This is a genomic window from uncultured Flavonifractor sp. (assembly GCF_944383115.1).
Classification (GTDB): Bacteria; Bacillota; Clostridia; order Oscillospirales; family Oscillospiraceae; genus Flavonifractor.
The window spans coordinates 66,549-83,729 of sequence record NZ_CALWOJ010000155.1; the positions used below are offsets into that span (position 1 = coordinate 66,549).

Annotated in this window: 16 protein-coding genes; 1 reads left to right on the forward strand and 15 read right to left on the reverse strand. The window is 47.4% G+C overall.

Annotated features, from left to right (window positions below; translation table 11 throughout):
- Window positions 1-73 precede the first annotated feature (73 nt).
- The 11 genes from Q0K43_RS11215 to Q0K43_RS11265 form a co-directional block, all read right to left on the reverse strand.
- Entirely contained in the window at window positions 74-325 is a 252-nt protein-coding gene (locus Q0K43_RS11215; protein WP_297290610.1) for a helix-turn-helix domain-containing protein, read from the reverse strand.
- A 1,032-nt stretch (window positions 326-1,357) separates the two neighbouring features.
- Window positions 1,358-1,735 (reverse strand): type II toxin-antitoxin system death-on-curing family toxin, encoded by a 378-nt coding sequence (locus Q0K43_RS11220; RefSeq protein ID WP_297290611.1) that lies wholly within the window; start codon window positions 1,733-1,735, stop codon window positions 1,358-1,360.
- Window positions 1,732-1,974 carry a type II toxin-antitoxin system Phd/YefM family antitoxin gene (locus Q0K43_RS11225; RefSeq protein ID WP_297290612.1) on the reverse strand — a complete coding sequence of 81 codons (243 nt, stop codon included), beginning with the start codon at window positions 1,972-1,974 and terminating at the stop codon, window positions 1,732-1,734. The genes Q0K43_RS11220 and Q0K43_RS11225 overlap by 4 nt, the downstream gene beginning before the upstream one ends.
- Window positions 1,975-2,155: 181 nt before the next feature.
- A complete protein-coding gene (locus tag Q0K43_RS11230) occupies window positions 2,156-3,082 on the reverse strand; it encodes a DUF4268 domain-containing protein (protein ID WP_297290613.1) in 927 nt (308 codons plus the stop codon).
- A 97-nt stretch (window positions 3,083-3,179) separates the two neighbouring features.
- Window positions 3,180-4,814, reverse strand: a complete 1,635-nt coding sequence (locus tag Q0K43_RS11235; RefSeq protein ID WP_297290614.1) for a hypothetical protein — start codon at window positions 4,812-4,814, stop codon at window positions 3,180-3,182.
- A complete protein-coding gene (locus tag Q0K43_RS11240) occupies window positions 4,798-6,564 on the reverse strand; it encodes a hypothetical protein (RefSeq protein ID WP_297290615.1) in 1,767 nt (588 codons plus the stop codon). Before Q0K43_RS11240 ends, Q0K43_RS11235 begins: the two co-directional genes overlap by 17 nt.
- A 32-nt stretch (window positions 6,565-6,596) precedes the next feature.
- Window positions 6,597-7,013, reverse strand: a complete 417-nt coding sequence (locus tag Q0K43_RS11245) for a hypothetical protein (protein ID WP_297290616.1) — start codon at window positions 7,011-7,013, stop codon at window positions 6,597-6,599.
- 290 nt (window positions 7,014-7,303) lie between these two features.
- Window positions 7,304-8,125 (reverse strand): hypothetical protein, encoded by an 822-nt coding sequence (locus Q0K43_RS11250; protein WP_297290617.1) that lies wholly within the window; start codon window positions 8,123-8,125, stop codon window positions 7,304-7,306.
- A gap of 3 nt (window positions 8,126-8,128) precedes the next feature.
- Entirely contained in the window at window positions 8,129-9,034 is a 906-nt protein-coding gene (locus tag Q0K43_RS11255) for a hypothetical protein (protein WP_297290618.1), read from the reverse strand.
- A gap of 91 nt (window positions 9,035-9,125) precedes the next feature.
- On the reverse strand, window positions 9,126-10,262 hold the full coding sequence (locus Q0K43_RS11260; protein ID WP_297290619.1) for a tyrosine-type recombinase/integrase: 1,137 nt from the start codon (window positions 10,260-10,262) through the stop codon (window positions 9,126-9,128).
- A gap of 9 nt (window positions 10,263-10,271) precedes the next feature.
- Window positions 10,272-10,490 (reverse strand): helix-turn-helix domain-containing protein, encoded by a 219-nt coding sequence (locus Q0K43_RS11265; protein ID WP_297290620.1) that lies wholly within the window; start codon window positions 10,488-10,490, stop codon window positions 10,272-10,274.
- 397 nt (window positions 10,491-10,887) lie between these two features.
- Between Q0K43_RS11265 and Q0K43_RS11270 the strand changes: the two genes are divergently transcribed.
- Window positions 10,888-11,106, forward strand: a complete 219-nt coding sequence (locus Q0K43_RS11270; protein ID WP_297290621.1) for a helix-turn-helix domain-containing protein — start codon at window positions 10,888-10,890, stop codon at window positions 11,104-11,106.
- 292 nt (window positions 11,107-11,398) lie between these two features.
- Here Q0K43_RS11270 and Q0K43_RS11275 read toward each other — a convergent pair whose 3' ends face one another.
- From Q0K43_RS11275 to Q0K43_RS11290, 4 genes are all read right to left on the reverse strand, one after another.
- A complete protein-coding gene (locus Q0K43_RS11275) occupies window positions 11,399-11,620 on the reverse strand; it encodes an SGNH/GDSL hydrolase family protein (RefSeq protein WP_297290622.1) in 222 nt (73 codons plus the stop codon).
- A 151-nt stretch (window positions 11,621-11,771) separates the two neighbouring features.
- Entirely contained in the window at window positions 11,772-12,155 is a 384-nt protein-coding gene (locus Q0K43_RS11280) for a (deoxy)nucleoside triphosphate pyrophosphohydrolase (RefSeq protein ID WP_297290623.1), read from the reverse strand.
- 32 nt (window positions 12,156-12,187) lie between these two features.
- Window positions 12,188-16,252, reverse strand: a complete 4,065-nt coding sequence (locus Q0K43_RS11285) for an AAA family ATPase (RefSeq protein ID WP_297290624.1) — start codon at window positions 16,250-16,252, stop codon at window positions 12,188-12,190.
- Between the two features lie 15 nt (window positions 16,253-16,267).
- Window positions 16,268-17,176, reverse strand: a complete 909-nt coding sequence (locus Q0K43_RS11290; RefSeq protein WP_297290625.1) for a phospholipase D family protein — start codon at window positions 17,174-17,176, stop codon at window positions 16,268-16,270.
- Window positions 17,177-17,181 lie beyond the last annotated feature (5 nt).

The window sequence follows — 17,181 nt, forward strand, 5'->3', positions numbered from 1 at the left end:
TGAGGGACGGAGGTCACACCTCCGCCCCTCATTTTTTTAACATCAGATTATTGCCGTCCTCCGCTGTTTGCGGTTATCCGTGCTTATTTGATTTCTTGTTCCAGACTGTCAAACTCCTGCGTTGCAAAAACTCGCCCAATGTAATATCCAAGCCGTCGCAGATCATCTTGATGGTCAACAGCTTTGGATTCTGGCTCTTTCCATAGAGGATGTTCTTCACGCTGGACGGCGGCAACGCTGCGAGGCTGGATAGTTTGTTGATGCTGATATTCCGTTCACCGCACAACTCCAAAATGCGGTTTCTGACCGCAGTCACCGTGTCCACGCGCTCACCTCCTCCAAATTTTCTTGCTATTAGCATATCCAATCTGGATGGACTTTGTAGGCTACGCGTGCTACTATTAGGCTATACATAGCCTATTGGAGTGTGCAAGCAATGGGATGGACATGTACATTTTTCGGCCACCGGGACTGTCCGGCGGCCATCCAGCCGAAGCTGCGGGCGGTGGTAGTGGAGCTGATTGAGCGGCGCGGCCCAATTCGCGGAGAAGGCCGTCCGGCAGGGAAAGACCGTCCTCAATTTAGCATAAAAAAGACTTGAAACCGAAGTTTCAAGTCTTTTTTCTTGGTGGAGATAAGCGGGATCGAACCGCTGACCTCTTGAATGCCATTCATGCCCTCATTCACTTTTCCAGAAAAACGGGCCGGAAAGGGCCCGTTTTTCCTGGTTTTTTACCCCCTTTTGGAGAGACAGTTCGGAGCAATTCCACTCGGATTCCACTTTTTTCGGGGGCCGTTTTGGAGGTGGGAATGGCAGACAAAATTTCCCCCGCTTTCGGAGAGTGGGGAAGGGTGCAAAGCCTTGCAGCATCAGACTTTTGCGTTTTTCCGAAGAAACAAAATCCTGATATTTTGCCGAGGGTATTTCGGAATTCAAACAGTCTGACAGCGGCATCAGTAGCGCGGACAAAATCCCGACATTCTGCAGGTGCCATTTCAGCCGCTGTAGTTACTCTGTTCAGTGCCCGAAAAGTCGACGAAATCCCGTCATTTTGCAGTGGGTAGTTTACAGGATTTCGTACGCCGTATATGATGGAAATCCTGTAGGAATATCGCTCTCATCGCATAAGCGGCAAAATCATTCTTGCACAATAGCACAACCCAAAATCCAGTGTACCGTCAAGAACATCCGAAGAAAGGGCAGGAGTTTATCGAGGAAACCGGCGTAAAGGCGAGACTGTCCAAAACTTTGTGTAAACCTCCTGTGTGATGGACTGACCCAGCTGCTCCATACCCTTCAAAATTTATGGTATAGCAACAACCGGGGAGAGCCGTGTATACGACTCTCCCCGGTTGTTTACAGCTGATGGGCAAGAAGCCACACCAACAGATCGTCATATTCCTTTTCCCCGGCAGCTATCTGCAGAATGATATCTGACAGCTCCTGCTGCGTGTAAGATAACTCCAGCCCGTTGACAGCCAGGAAAACCAGCATGGCGTGGGCCCCAATCCGTTTATTGCCGTCAATGAATGGATGATTTTTGACCAAGCCATAGCAAAGGCGTGCCGCCTTCTGCTGGAGGGATGGATAAGCGCTGGTGTCGCCAAATGTTTGGAAGGGAGCGTTCAGAGCCGAATCCAGAAGGCCCTCATCCCTCAGGCCTGGACTGCCGCCAGTTTCATCAACCAGATGCTGATGGAGCATCAAGATCTGGCGCTTGTTCAGGATTTTCATTTGGCCAGTTCCTCATAGGCCACCCGGTTTTGCTGAATGAGCCTTGCGGAGATCTGCATGATGTCCTCGTCCTGGGCCGCCTGCATCTGCTCCACCTGGCTGAACTCAACGACAAGGTAACGGGGCACATTGTTCTTCAGAATAACGGCGGAACCCTGCTCATCCACCAGACGGGCTACCTTGGAAAAATTCTGATTGGCCTCTGTGATGGAAACCATCGTATTGGAATTGATCATCATGGGATCACCCTCCTTCTGAATCTATTATACTCCAAAATAGGATAAATTCAACCTATTTTATAGAGAGCGTGACTCGTTCCATAAGAGGATTCCCCGCACTCTAAAACATATGATTTTGATTGGAGGGTTAAAGGGCACCCATACTGGTCTCTCTGTATTTCATATGCATCTGTATGTTTGCTTACAGGTGCTTTTTAAACGCCTGTTTCATCTTCAACATCACATCTATCAGCCAGTCAAATTGTACTGGCCACTGGCCTTTATCCTCAAAGGATACACTTTTTGAAAGAACGATGCGGCTTGCTTTGCGCTCTGGCAGTTCTCTCCATTCAAATGTCAGCCCAGCATCCGCTTCAATACTGTCTTTCTGCTGGAACAGGGAATGAAACAATTCCTTATCCTCACTGATGTACAGTTCCACATACAGTTCATTACGCTTCTTAATCTGTGAAACGGCAATGTGGCAGGCGGAGGACCCGATGCTGAAGTTCATCCAACTATCCAAGGAAGGTTTCCTGCGGTTGAAGTTTTTGGCAAACTGTACATTTTGAAACGCATAATCCTGGAACGCCACCCAATAATCATACCGCTGCTGCTGTGTACTGTTTGCCGTCTCATTTTTCTTGACTTCCTTTGCCCAGTCGTTGGGCTTTTCAATTACTTCAAATTTGACGGCCGGTTGGGAATTTTCAATCTGATACAACTTGATTTCACAAAGGAAGAACCCAATTTTTTCATCGGTGTGATTGTTCAGCCATTCGACAGCGGCCCGGTGTTCCTCTCGGGCGTGTTTCACAACCCAGATAATGACATCTGCTGATTTTCCGGAGGCATATGTAATGAGTTTTCCCAAGTGGTCATGGTTTGTATCTTCCAGCTGGTTTTCGATGATGATTTTTCGGTCTGTGCCCGTTTCCGATGCAAAAATGTCCACATTGAAATCACCAACTGCCGATTCTGTTTCATCAACCGTAATATCAAGGCCTACTGCATCTGCAAGGAGCGCTATATTGTCATCCTGTGAAAGCCACGGTGTAAAATCCAACGCCTCGTGGGGCCACACAGTCCGCAAGTCTTTGATTTCCACCAGCTTACCTAAGCTCACCATATGTCATGTCCTCCTTGCCGCATAGGCATTTTTATTATTATATCATAAAAAGAAAATGTAACACAAGGAAACTATGGCTTGCTTCAATCCCTATTGCTTATGGCTCCAGAACAGACAATGTACCGGATATCCCATGCAGACACGACAGATCCAGCGTACTGTCGGCCTTGACTGCCACCTCTATCTCCAGCAGATTCCGTTTTCTGGGGTCCAGTGCTGGATAGACGCCTTCGCTAGACAGGCGCGGCATGGGTTCACAAAAGAAGCGACGATCCCGTGCCAGAGCGCGGTAGAGCATTTCCTGACCAGATGGGTCCGCAAAGCTATGATAGTGGTCGGAGGTTGTATCGCTGGCCAAAGACCGGCCCAAGAGGAATTTCACAGCGCCGGATGTCGCCTGCAAACCACAGTAAGTCACCAGACGATGTTCCAGGTTATCCCGCAGCAAATTCCACCCGTATGTACGCTTGTCCGGATTATCACCCGGAATGTTCCAGGCCATCAGCATCCGTCGAATATAGAGGTCAATGGCATCACGGGCAGTGGGCTCATTTCCTGCACCGCACACATAAATATCACTTAGGTCAGCATCTGGATTTTGCTCCACCAGATCATCATACCACCGTTTCATCAGGCGCGCACAGAAGGGGCTCAGCGGCACGGTATAATCCTGGGTGGCTGAGCCCGCATAAAAGCGGACACGCCGCACATGGACGCGCAGGGGCTTCTCACAGATCATCAGATGCCGTACCTGCAGTCCGGCCAGTTCTCCGGGGTTTAGCGCGGCTTCTTTGCACAGCAGCAACGCCCGACCCAGGGGCTTTTGCCAATTGGCTTCCAGATATTCGTTCAGTCGCTGCTCTTCCTCATCTTTCAGCATGACCTGTTTAGAAATGCTGCGCTCGGCTGCTGCCGCGTTTACCGCTTTATGCTTTCCGCCCTTCAACAAGTCTGTGATAGGATTTTTACCGTCAGCAAGCTGATTCCCGATACAATAATCCCAGAACTGCTCTGCCCGACGGAAACGCTGCTTTACCTTCTCATCATTTCCCAGGTCCGACATACACTGACGTACCATAACCGGCGTGACCATATGCATGAGGTGTCCGGAGAGCTGCAGTGCAACCCCCTGAATACTCCTGCGAATCTCGTCCTGATAGCGTTTGCTGCGGGTTGCATATTCAAGCATAAAGGATTCTCCCACCAGATCCCATGCGGCAAGCATTGTCACACCTGCACGCTTGCCACTTTTGTACTGCTGGTCGCGTATGGCTTCCCAATGCTTTTGGCAAAGCTCTACCCCACACTGGGCGATATAATGTTTGATTTCCTCCTCAGACTCCGCATTGCTATGAAGAAGCATGGTTGCCTTCATGGCCTCATTGCTTTTACGCTGAAAGTCCTTCCACTTCTTTTCCGGTATGCCATCCGGATAAGCTTCGCGGAGCTTTGCCTCCTTTTCATCCCAGTGTGCCTTCATCGCATTGTACAAATCGCCCTTCATCTCCAGATAATACCCATTGGCGCCCTGGATTCCCATGACGCCCCGCCAACGATAGTCCCGCTTTTCTGCTGCGGGTTGAAAATTCAGTCGAAATACGACAGCAAATGTTCCCACCATATAGCGGCCGGTATATTTGTCCGGGTCGTCCGGCATATCTTTGGGCAACGGCGTTATGTGGCTTTTGTCATTATCCCAGCCCTCATTGGCCGACTCATACTTTTTTGCCATATTTAAAAATCTCCTTCCATATTTTCTCGACTGCCCCACGGACTTTTGCGGACTCCGCTGCAGTGATTGACTTCTCGTACCATCCCGGTGACGGAACATTGGCAAGCAACTGGCGTGCAGAGCGCTCGGCCGGCAAATCCTCCACTGGCACCTGTTTTTGACGCAACACTTTGCCGTCAGAAAAATTTGCTTGGATGATCTGTCCGGCATCCAATGACAGGAGATTCAGTCGAATCACAGTATCTTTCTTGAAGAACAGCCGAGCTTGCGTCACTGGCAACAGGGTAAGGTCTTGTGTTCCGTCCACAACAATCGGCAAAAAGGCGGGGTGTGCCGTATGTTTTGGGTCAAAAATATAGTTCTCCAGCTTTTGACGAAAGGCAGACAGAGAAGGAAGGCTGTAAAAAGTACGCTTTTCCACAGCCGAGCATCGGATCTTGTGACCCAGAGCAAGATCCAGCTCCCGTTCTGTAACACCGCAGCTGTTGGCGGCCCGGGATGCGAAATCCCGACGCAGTGCATATGCGGTAATATCCCGGAGCCTTTCACCGTCCTGGGAGAGATCCAGCTTGCCGGACATCAGATCCAGCATATCCTCCCAATAGGAAACTGTGCAGCCGCTGGCCAGGAGCAGGGCGCGTCCTGCGGACGAAATCTGACTGCTGGGAACAAACAGTTGGGATGTTCCGGGCTGATAACTGATGGGCAGGTTGTCAATGGACAGGTGATCCATTGGCTCCTCCTTTGATTCCTCCTCCGCTGTTTCCTTTGCATTTTTCAGTGTTTGAAGATATGCTTTACGGGTCGACACCATATCCTGTAAAAATTGCACCAACGGTAGACGACGGTAGGAACTCTCTGTCTTCAAGGTCGGAGTTACGTTGGTACCGGACAGCTGCTTTTTCACCTGGACAGTCCAGGTTTCTCCGGATGTGTGGATATCGCCGAAGGTCAAGGCGGCGCTCTCCGCAGTCCGCAAACCACAGAAAAACATAAACCCAAGACAAAGGGCGACACCTCCGTAGGGCGACTCCATCTGCTGGCGCAAAATGGCTGCAAAGCGAATGCGAACTGGGTCGGGCAGCGATTTGCATTGTTCCACATTGGGTACCGCCTCGCCCTTCATGCGAAGATTCAGGTCCGGCAGATTTCTCCACGGCAGCAGAAGCTGAAGCTGGCGATACAGAATATCACAGCGGCGCATTTTGTAGAGAAGATTCTGCCGGATTTGAGAGACAGTTTCTTTGCTGAGCGGCTCGTCCTGCGGTTTGCCCGTAACAATCAGATCTACCAGTTCTTCCTGCATGGCCTGGATCTTTTCCGGGCCGGGATTCACACCAAGCTTATCCAGTCTGGGAAGCACCCGGTTGCACAAATAGGTATAGGTGCCACGAAAAGTGCTGGTAGCCCAGTTTTCCCAGTTCAGATGTTGTTGCTGTTCCTCTGGCGTTGGATAGAAACTGCAGAACTCTTTCAGCGCATCCGTGTAGGGATGCTTGCCGGATGTGCCGTTGCGGGGGAAAAATGCTTTCTGGTATTTTTCTATCAGGTGGTTCTTTACAAAGTCCTTCGCATCACCCACGGATTCCTTCGGGCGAATCTTGTGCTGTGCATTCTTTACCCCGGGGATCGGCAGACTGTCTTTGTCTACCAGGGTCCCCACTACAATCGTGTTATGTTCCCGGAAACCATAGCGGATGTATAGATTTTCACCGACCTGTACCGTTTCATTGGTAAAACAGTCTGCCATTTACCTCACCTCCTGTTTAACTGTGTCAGCACTTACTTGTTGTCCGCTTCTTCATCGCTTTTTGCCGCAGAGGTTTCTGCGCAGTGAATCAGAGAGAGGATCTTCTTATCAAAATTCTTCGTTGCGAACAGGTTTTCACATCCCAGTTCGTCGCAATAGAGTTCCACGCCCAGTGCGTTCAGCTTGTGCAGCAATTCCGCACCGTCGGCAATGTGAATGGCGATGGAGGCCAGGTTGGGGACAATGATTATGTCGATCTGGAGGTCGATGATCATTTGAATGATCTCATCCCAATAGGCGCTGGGATCTCCATGGCCACAGCGATAGTCGACCACTTCGCAATTCAGCAGTTTGGCCAGTTCCTCTGCACTGTGATAAGACACCCAGATTTTGAGCAGGGGGTATTTGGAATACTTACTTACAATGCTGACAATGAGAACCCTTTTCATATCGGTTCCCTCCTTTCAAATGATGCATGAAGATGTCTTCCTGTATTTAGTATGGAAGAAACCGATTGAAAAAAATGAAACGAAACGATCCCGGTCTTCGCGAGTCTCTTACACTCGCTTATCCCGGGATCGTTTCGTTTCATATTATTCTTCGTTATATATATGGCTGTTTTTTGCGGGAAAATTTTTTCTATATGAAGAATCCAGTAAATTTTTTATGAGTTGGCTCATTTTAAGCACAAAAATGCAAACAAAGGGGTACTCTCATGCCGAGAGTACCCCTGTATTTCTCATTTAACTTGCTGGCCGCGGGGTTTCCATTCATCCCCCAGCCAGATATGAACTGCCTTTTCCAGTTCAAAGTCGAAGCAGGGCTGAGCGGTGCGCTCCTTCAGGTAACGCTCCAGCTCCTCTTGGGGCACCACCTCCTCCAGGTAGTGAATCAGCTTCAGATAGTCCTCACAGGAGCCATTATCGATGGTTCCGTCCATCAGGAACACCTCGCCGTCCTTGTGACAGATGTACGCCGCGGAGTGACGGCAGCCATCCCAGGGCGTACCGTACAGGGCCAGACGCATGCAGCGCCAGGTCTCGTTGCGGGGATATTTGGGCTCCGACACCTCACCCAGTGCCAATGTCAGCTGATAGGTCACCAGGCACTGCAGGATTTCCAGCGTCAGGGGATAATTGCGGGTCTTCTGCAGAAGCGAATCCAGCGTTTCGAAGAAAAGTTCCTCCGCTTGCGCCAGCGTTTCGGGGACATTCCACCACTTGGGGTACACCTCGGCCGAAAGAAGGGTAAGATCCCAGTCCTCCAGAGTGGGGCTGTCACAGACGGTACCCTCGCGGATGGCTTCCAGAATATCCGCTTCGTGGAGCGCAATGTCCACAGACTTGTGCACTTCTCCCTCCAGCTGCATCACAGCGGCGTCGGCTTTCAGGGCGGGATAGGCCTCATACTGCAGAACCTGCATCAACGCCGTATCGCCCTCGGGTGACTGGGCAAGCAGCCGATGGAGCTGATGGAGAGCCGCCGTGACGGCCGCCCCCTTAGGGGCGGTCATCACGATACGGGCCAGGTCGGCAACGGTGGGCAATTCAAAAAAGCTCATAGCTTAAACCTCCTTATAATACTTGGAAAGATTCTCCCGGAAGCGGGGCAGCTCCCAATAGCTGCGGAATTCGTCCCGCTCCGTCCATCCGAGCATGGCGTAGAGAGCCAGCAGTTCTTGGGTGTCAGCATCTTCATCGCCGTGATCCATCAGGCAGCGCACCTTCAGGTCCAGCAGATGATAGAGACAGGTCACCAGGCGGTCGTGGTCCCAGGGAATGTCCATCTGGTGGAGACGAGCGATGATTCGGGCGGTCAGATAGAGTTCCTCCACGGTGGCATCGGCCGTCAGCGTCCAGGGCGAGAGAATCCGCAGCTTCATGCCGTCGAAGCAGAGGAAGTAGATGGCATAGGCCTCGGCACCGGCGTTAATACAGTTGGTAAGCTCCGTCCAGACGCGGAACTGATGGGTGGTCACCGGGTCAAAATTGAACTTCTGCATCTCCGGAACCGTGGCGTAGAACAGCAGTTCCGCCACCTTGGAGCGGAGCGTCAGCGCTGCTTGATTTCTCGCCGCCTCCGGGAGAGCGGCCAGCTCCGCCAGCAGGTCATCCCGACGCTCCAGATAGTCCTCTACGCGGTTCAGGGCGGAAATCTCGGTCAGCAGTTCATCGGCCCGGGCATCGGTGCAAGGGCCGGGAACCACAGGGCAGTCCAGGCGCTTCCAGTCGTCCAGAAGCTGCTTGCGTTCATCCGTGTCGGGTTGTTCAGCCAGGAATTTTTCTACCCGATCCAGGAGGAAGCGTTCCAGTACATCCCGGAACTGGCGGGCCAGGGGGACAATGCGCTCCCAGGGGGTGTCCCGGAGGAAGTTGCGCATCATGGCAAGAGCGGAAGTCAGAACCTGCACGGAAATGGCGCTGGCCAGGGTCATGAGCACGGGGAGAATGCTCCATCGTTTATCTTTCATAGATATCGTTCCTTTCGATGTAAAAATATAGGTTTGGCATAATGGGATGAAATATCCTGTGGCGGGCCACGAGGGCTGGATGCGGCATTTTTCATGCGGGAGCCGCCTCCTCCCGGGTGTCCGACACATCCAGTACGGCCACTGCCTTTTCCAGGGCAGCGTTCTGGATGTGAAGATACCCGTCGGTGGTGGTGACGCGGCTATGGCCCACCAGGCGGGCAATGGTCTCCATGGGGACGCCCTTAGCCTGGAGCATGGTGATGTAGGTGTGACGGCAGCAGTGGGGCGTCAGAGCGCGTACGCCGGGAACCTGCTTGATGGCCCCATAGTAGCGCTTGCGGAAGCTCTCGATGGTACAGGGGGTTCCCAACAGCTTCTTGGCCCGAAGGACAAACAGCTTGCCGGCCCGTTTTCGAAGATCCACTGCGTAGGGACGAAAGCGAAGCGGAATGGGGATAGTGCGGATGCCGCGGCGGCTCTTGGGTGGGCCCAGGACCGGCTTGCCATCCACCATCTTCACCGCCTTGTTGATGTCCACCCAGGAGCCGTCCTCGGCGATGTCTGCTGCCGTCAGTGCTACCAGTTCCTGAATTCGCATGCCGGAACCCAGCAGCAGGCGGATAGCGTTGCCGATGGCGTCATCGGGAAGGTCCTCCATGAGACGTTCCACTTCTTCCGGCGTAAAAGCATCCTTGGGCGCAGGGACAAGTTCCCCGGTAACAGACTCGGCACGGATGGCCTTGGCGGCCCGAGCAGGATTGCGGTCCAGCAGACCATTGACCAGGGCACTGTCCAGAATCTGAATCAGCATGGCGCGGCACTTGCTGATTTTGGAGTGGGAAAAGCCCTTGCGCAGCAGCCCCGTCAGATAGTCGTTGATGTCCATAGGGCGGATGGCCATCAGCTCTGCCTTGCCGAAATGGTCCTTCAGATCCTGGAGGGTATACTTGTAGTTGGAGTAGGTGGAGGGCTCCACTTGGGTGCGGTAGTCCTCATACCAGCGGTCTGCCCACTGGGAAAAGGTCATGGGCGGTGCCTTTTTCTTCTGCTCCTTTTCAAGCTTGTAGTTCTGGATTTTCTGGAGGACTTCCCGCTTGGTAGGCGCGGTGAAGGAAATGATGATTCGCTTGCCGGTGATGGGGTCGTTGCCGTCCATCAGTTGTCCGCGCCACTTTCCATTGGGGGTTTGGGTAATATACCCCTCCCCGTGTGCGCGTTTTCCTGCCATGGCGCCACCTCACATAGAGGCCATGTAGGAACGCAGATTTGGCGAGATGTGGGTCTTCATGTCCACCCAGGCCAGGAAGGCTTCCTTGGGAATGCGAACCCGGCTGCCGATGCGGAAGACGGGAAAATCCTGGCTGTGGGTCAGTTCGTAGACAGCGGTCTGGCTGACACCCAGATAGTCGCTGACTTCACGGACGGTGAGATAGGTCTGTTCGTTTACTTTACTCATGGTCGTATGTCCTTTCTGTTTTGGATTGAAAACAGAAAAACACCGTGCAGGTGAGTTCCCCTGCACGGTGTTGGCCATGAGTCTATGGCGAGCCGCCGCCGCAAAATCCAAGTTTTCCGATTTTCCACTTGCGCCAGCTGGGAAAAACGGGTATACTGATCCTGCGGTGCGGATTTATATCCGTTGCATGGGTGCCCTAATCACCTATGTAGGCATGCGAGAGCTGCAACTCTCGTATGCTACCGTGTTTTTTTGTTTTCTGTAATCAGTATAGCACAAGAAAATTTGTTTGTCAACATTTTAAATGTGTTTTGACAAATATTTTTTTGCAATAGAAAAATATAATCTTGTACTTCCTACATTGAAATGATAAAATGACAGCAACGGAGGGATAAAGATGTCTTGGAATTATGCACCCCTGTGGAAAATTTTGATCGATCGAAATATGAAACGCACAGACCTGCTTTCAAACGCAAAAATCTATTCGCAGACATTGGCCAAAATGGGAAAAAACGAAGCTGTTTCTATGGACGCTTTGGGCCGCATCTGCCAGGCTCTGGATTGCAGAATTGAAGATGTTGTGGAGTTCGTGCCTGAAAAGAATCAAGAGAATTAAATCAGAAAAATCCGCTGAAGAAATAACTTCAGCGGATTTTTCTATTAGACAAAATTTTCTACAATAATAGCTTTGTTATAATGCAACCTAGTGTTTTCAAAAGCCCAGCAGCAAAGTCCTTATGGCCCTGCTCTGTGAAGTGTACGCCGTCATGAGCCAGGGAGACGCCCCACTTTCCGGCGTCGACAAAGCGGATGCTCAACGGCTCTGCCTGTGTCTGACAGGGCCGTGCAAAGGTATAGGAATCATTAGCTAGATACCCACTCACCAAGCGCCATTGGCGGCGGTGTGATCAGCATAATCTTGCTTCGCTCAATGGGGCAGCATAGAGAAATCGTTCCAGCCACTCAGCCGCCTGTTCTGGACTTCGGCCCTTGAGGAGATCGTTGGTGCCCAGCATGATAATCAGCAAATCTGCATTACCCGGAAATTTTGGATCGTCAGAAGGAATCTCCTGTCCGTTCTGTCCCATCTTGCAGACAGTACAGCCGGTTTTTGCAGCCAAAATGTCCACCCACCGTCCGTCTGCGTCATAGCGCCCCTCGAAATAGCTTCAGGGATCATATCCGTAGGTGTTGGAATCACCGAAACAAATGACTTTCATTCCATGCTTTTCCGTTCTCTGTATACATACGTCTTCCAATAATAGTCAAGGGGTCTTTGGATTACTTAATAGTTTTCAGACGCAATAGGATTTTCTTATCTGCCGGGCAAAAATCATATTGATCAATTTCATCCACAGTAATCCATCGAATATCATTGTGCTCCAGTTTCTGAAGAATACCTGATTGAATCGATGCATTGAAGAGAGTTAGGTGGACAGTCAGATCTGGATATTCGTGGGTGACATCCATAAATATATCCCCTATATGCAATGTGACAGCTAGTTCCTCCTGACACTCTCGTATGAGGGCCTGTTCTTTTGCTTCACCAGGTTCTACCTTTCCACCAACAAACTCCCAAAGGAGTCCTCTTGCCTTATGTTCTGGACGCTGGCAAATCATAAAGTTGTCTTGATCCCAAATCAAGGCTGCAACTACTTCGGTCATTTTTTATCCTCCTGGTATCGAGACCTAGCTCTTCATGCCAAACACAGATTATGTATTACAGGATTATCTGCAAGTTGTCCAACTTGCATTTCGTGCAAACGATAGACCACCTCATCTTCAGGCATATCATAATGAACAATAAAACGAATATGCGGATTAGAAAGGTTTTTTCCTGCATCATGCGTAGTAATAAGTACAGGAATGCCTCCATTAGAAAAAGAGTTTGTGAGGTAATTAATCTTTTCCTTATTTTCAGGATTTGCGACATCAATATATGCTTCAGCCAAAATCTTTCTTTTTCTGAGAAGTTTGCTTAAGTTTATGCAGGTCGTTTCATCAGTACAGTAGATTAAGCCCTGTCCATTTATTTCGCTCAGGTTATCTAGTATCCACTCTGACTTTTCATCAGGAGAAGACAACATATGCTCTATTGTATTTTCAAACTCATGTTTACTTTCGATATTAGAGCATAGGTAGTTACTCAAATCCAGATTTTCAAAACCTGTTTTAGCCATTAAGTACATTGTGGCTTGAATGGCTGCACCACAGTTGTTAATCTGTTTCCATACTTCTTTTGCAAAAGCAGGGTGGTCGATTCCCCAATAAGCAACCTTTCCATCGAAATAATCAACAAATAGAGAAATATTTTCGTGCTGTTTAAAAAAGTCATAGGATACGAAGATTACATCGTACTTCTCTTTCTTAAAGTCAGCTAACAACTCCTCCATGGTGCTTATTATTCCACCCTTAAGTCCGAGCCTGTCAGCAAGAACTAGGGAATTTTCTTGAAGGTGCGATTCTGCCGTTAGCAAAGTTTGTTTTCCACTAGTTAAATGTTCTTTCATGGCTAGGAGATAAAGCATAACACTCTTCATTGATCCCGATGGAGCATTACAAGCAACAGATTTACCGTGGTACAATGCAAGGACGATGTTCTGCTGTTCTACCGACAAAGTATGTTCTGGCCCAAACCTCTCTTCAAGAATGGAATTGAACTCAGCAATTAGTATACTATCTTCATTTGATAGTTCTTTATCGGTATAAATATCGTGATTGCTTTTAAGGGGGCTTTCAGGGGTATTATACAGCACGTCACTCTGAGAAGTTAAGCGCCCTTCGTTATGCTCCACGGTATCTATTGATTCTGCTTTTTGATTCCAATCGGCGTCCATTGGCGTCTGATCTACTATAGAGGAATTCACTAGCGAGTGATCCTGTCCTATTAAATTTTCTGGTACAGGGATTGGTTCTATAAACTCATCACCAATTTCGTCGTCTGTTTCATCAATCTCAAGTTCAGATGAAAAATGATCACGGACAACTGCTAAATGATCTAATGCTCGTGTATATGAAATATACTTTTCATTAGCAGACATTTGATCAACAATAGCAACAACTGCCTCAAATTCCAAGCCCTTTGCTGTTTCTACAGAAACTACTGAAAGTTTTGTGTCATCAACTGAATACCATGACACATCTTGTTTATCCAAAATCGAATGAAGAAATTCCTGTATTGCCTTTAATCCGTGACGGTGAATGATAGCAACTCGATAATCAGAATTTAATCGTTTTATTTCCAAAACCCACTTTACAGCAGCAATAGCATCCATTTCAACAACCGGGTCACCCGAAATACCGATAGGATATACTTCCGCCTCAAATTCCTTGTTGCAGAAATCTGTAATTTGAAGAGTATTTCTGTAATTTTCGTTAAGAACATAGACATTCCCTGATGTAATATCCGAAATATCATCCCAGTCTGCAATTCCCTTGTAACTATATACCGATTGATTGATATCTCCGTAAAGATTAAATATGCATTTTTCACCCAGCACCATGCGCAGCAGATGGTATTCTGCAATAGAAATATCTTGTGCTTCATCTATGTTTAAAAATGTATCACTGTTCAAAGGACGTGCAAAATACAACGCACAATACAAGAGTTTTAAATAGATTTTATGTCGATAATTTGTCTTCTGATATCTCTGGTTGTACTGTTTATATTGGTCCAAAAGATCCTTAAACATTACATTTCGAGATATTTCACTCATCTGCAGCTGCTTTAAAATTTTACTACAATCCCTAATATAGGCCTCATCTTCTTTCGTATATGCGTCCCGCACATATTGCGTATACTCGATTTCAAGTCTGCTTTTAGTTTGTTCTAGAGTGGTCACCCTTTCGTGTAAACGGTTATATACTAGCCTTTGTTCCTCATAACCGGAAAGTATAGGGCTCAACTCTTTTTTGGCGGATGTGGATAATAAGCTCTTTGTATCAGGCAAATCCTCAGAGGCAAAAATATTAGCGCACTCGTTTAGTGCAGAGAGTCGACCTTTTTGATTGTGTAAGCGTTTCTTCTCGTTTTGGATGGTCTCATCTATGCTAATGAAGCCCTGATCAAAAGCGTCCAGAGCACTCTGCAAGGCATCCTTTTCATTGTTTGCCATAGTAAGCTTAGCGTCAATAAATGATGATATTTTTTCTGTAAAAGTTGCCTTTTTCTCAGTTAGCTGCTTCCGCAAAGTGTTTCTTTTTCCGAAATTATAGATTGGAGTTTTTTGATATAATTGGACTACATCAGAAATTTCTTGGATAAGGGTAGCATACTCTCGACGGATTATTTGACTTACTGTATTATCGATAAGCACAAACTGGTCATAATTTGTATAAGCATCGGTATTATGCGAAAACATGTTAATGATAGCCTTTACCTGCGTCAAATCGGCATCAGCCCGGCTACGTCGGTCTATCAGCTCATCGCGCTGAGTATTAGAAACTGTAATCTTACTCTCAATTTCTTGGATAGTTTCTCCAATCGTAATGCTTTCTATCTCAAGCCGTGTGATTACCTGACTTTTGGCATTAACAAGTTTATCTGCACAATTATCAAGTTCTTGCTGAACAACTTCGATCTCTTTAGAAGTAGCTTCCATCCGTTGGGCAACGGATTCTTTCTTCTTCTCTGCGGTGGAAATAGTTATTGAGATTTGCTGTAAAGATTGTTCCATTTGGACGACCGTAGCAGCCGTATGCAATGCTGTATTCGGGTATATAAGAGTAAATCTAGCAAAATACTCCTGCAACTTTGGTTGATTAAGAGCGGTTAATATTTGCTCCCAGTATTCATGATAGTGAGCAATAGAATTGTCCAAATACTGAAGAGAATATATGTCTTCCAATAATTTAGGACTTAGTGATTTCTCACTACATACATCTGCAGTCACATTTGCTTTGCTGTAATATTTTTTGATGAGAAAAACATAGTATTCTTCAACAGAAAAACGGTCAATCGCAGTTAGACCAAGTTCAACACTTAGATCGTTTATATGAGCATCAAAGTATTTGTTTGGAGTGATTATCTTAATGCCAGACAAGGACATTGCTCTGTTGTTAAATTTTAAATATGAAAGTCGATGAAGCAGGATCATCGTTTTCCCAGATCCAGCACACCCTTGTACAACGAAGCTTTCTGTCCGAGGTTTTCTGATGATTTCATTTTGATTTCCCTGGATTGTTCGAATAATGTCTGTCAGTCGATTATGTCTACGCTTGTCCTTAAGGACCGTAAGCAGAAAAGGATCAATGACATCTCCTTCAAGAGAAACTGTTTCACCATCGTACTCCGTTTGATAACTCAAAAGCTTTGCATTTCTCACATCTAATGCTCGACGAAGCGCTAAAAGATATTTATGATTTTTAACTTTAAATTCTTTTTGATTTGAAGCATAGTAGCAAGAGCCGATAGGAGTTCTCCAATCGACTACGAGTACATCCGCGCTGTCAGTTATAGCTTCTTTTCCAATGTAGTATGTTTGGGTCTCAATTTCAGCACTGTCATCGTCACAGTCGAGATCCAGCCGTCCGAAATAAGGGGATGGCTCCATTGAGTGCCACCATTCGGCACTCTTTCGATTAGTTTCACGATCGTGAATCAGTTGTTGTTTGACTTCTATGTCAGAATAATCATAAACAACAAAATCAAGGATTTCTTTTGCTAATCGAGAAGTTTCATCTTCATAATGAGATGCTTTTCTCGATATTCTTTTTTCAGTTTCAGCTAAATGCCGCTCTTCTTCCTGAAAAATCTTATCCATGAAAGGCACCTCAAATCATCTGTTGTTAATCCTTACACGCTGAGAGTATCCAGGCCTATCAATAACTAGATCATCTATTTTCAAATCGCTAATCCATGTCAGGAGATTGCTCACAAGTTGCTTTACATCCTTACGATAGGGCTTGGGCTCATTAAGCAAGGTGTTATGTAATGCGGCGGTAAGCGCTCCAAAATATATTTCCTGTGACTTTTCGCCTTTAAGGAGATTAAGTAACCAAAGGTAACACTTTGAAGATTTCATGGCCTTTGCAAGTTGTAATTCTGCAGCACTAGAAGAAATGTTGAGAAAAAGCAAATCTTCATCTGATGCATTTCGGGGATGCACGCATGGAGGGAAATCCTCTGCAAACAGAAGAGAATATTCTGGCTGAAACATATCTGTGATTTTCTTGGGCCACTGCAACAAGCCCGTAGCAACTGTGTCCTGAACGTCAACAGCATGATGCATAATTTCGTATATTGAATCGTTCATTTCAACAGAGCCTAGAAGGAGTAGTTTTAATGCTTGTATATCTTTTTCTGCTAATTCACAAACTGCGGCCATCTCGTAATTGCCAAAACCACCTATGTTCATACCACTACCGGTAGCGTTTGCACTTCCGATAATACAGCGTAGACGGTCAAAAACATATGTCTTTGCATGTAGGTCTAATCGAAAGTACAATTTCCAGCCATTATCCCTACAATACGGGTAAATATCTAAATCAGATGCTCCAGATAAAATATCTTCGGGGCGGAAACGAACTATTAATTTTTTCTCAATCCCAATATTAGATATACAAGTATCAAAATATTTTACGAGTGGCAGTTTACAGTAAGCAGAAATAAGCAGGAAAGATTCTGTACTCTTAGAGAGTTCATCACTAATACGGTCTAGGATTTTTTGTGATACCAAAATCGACATACAGA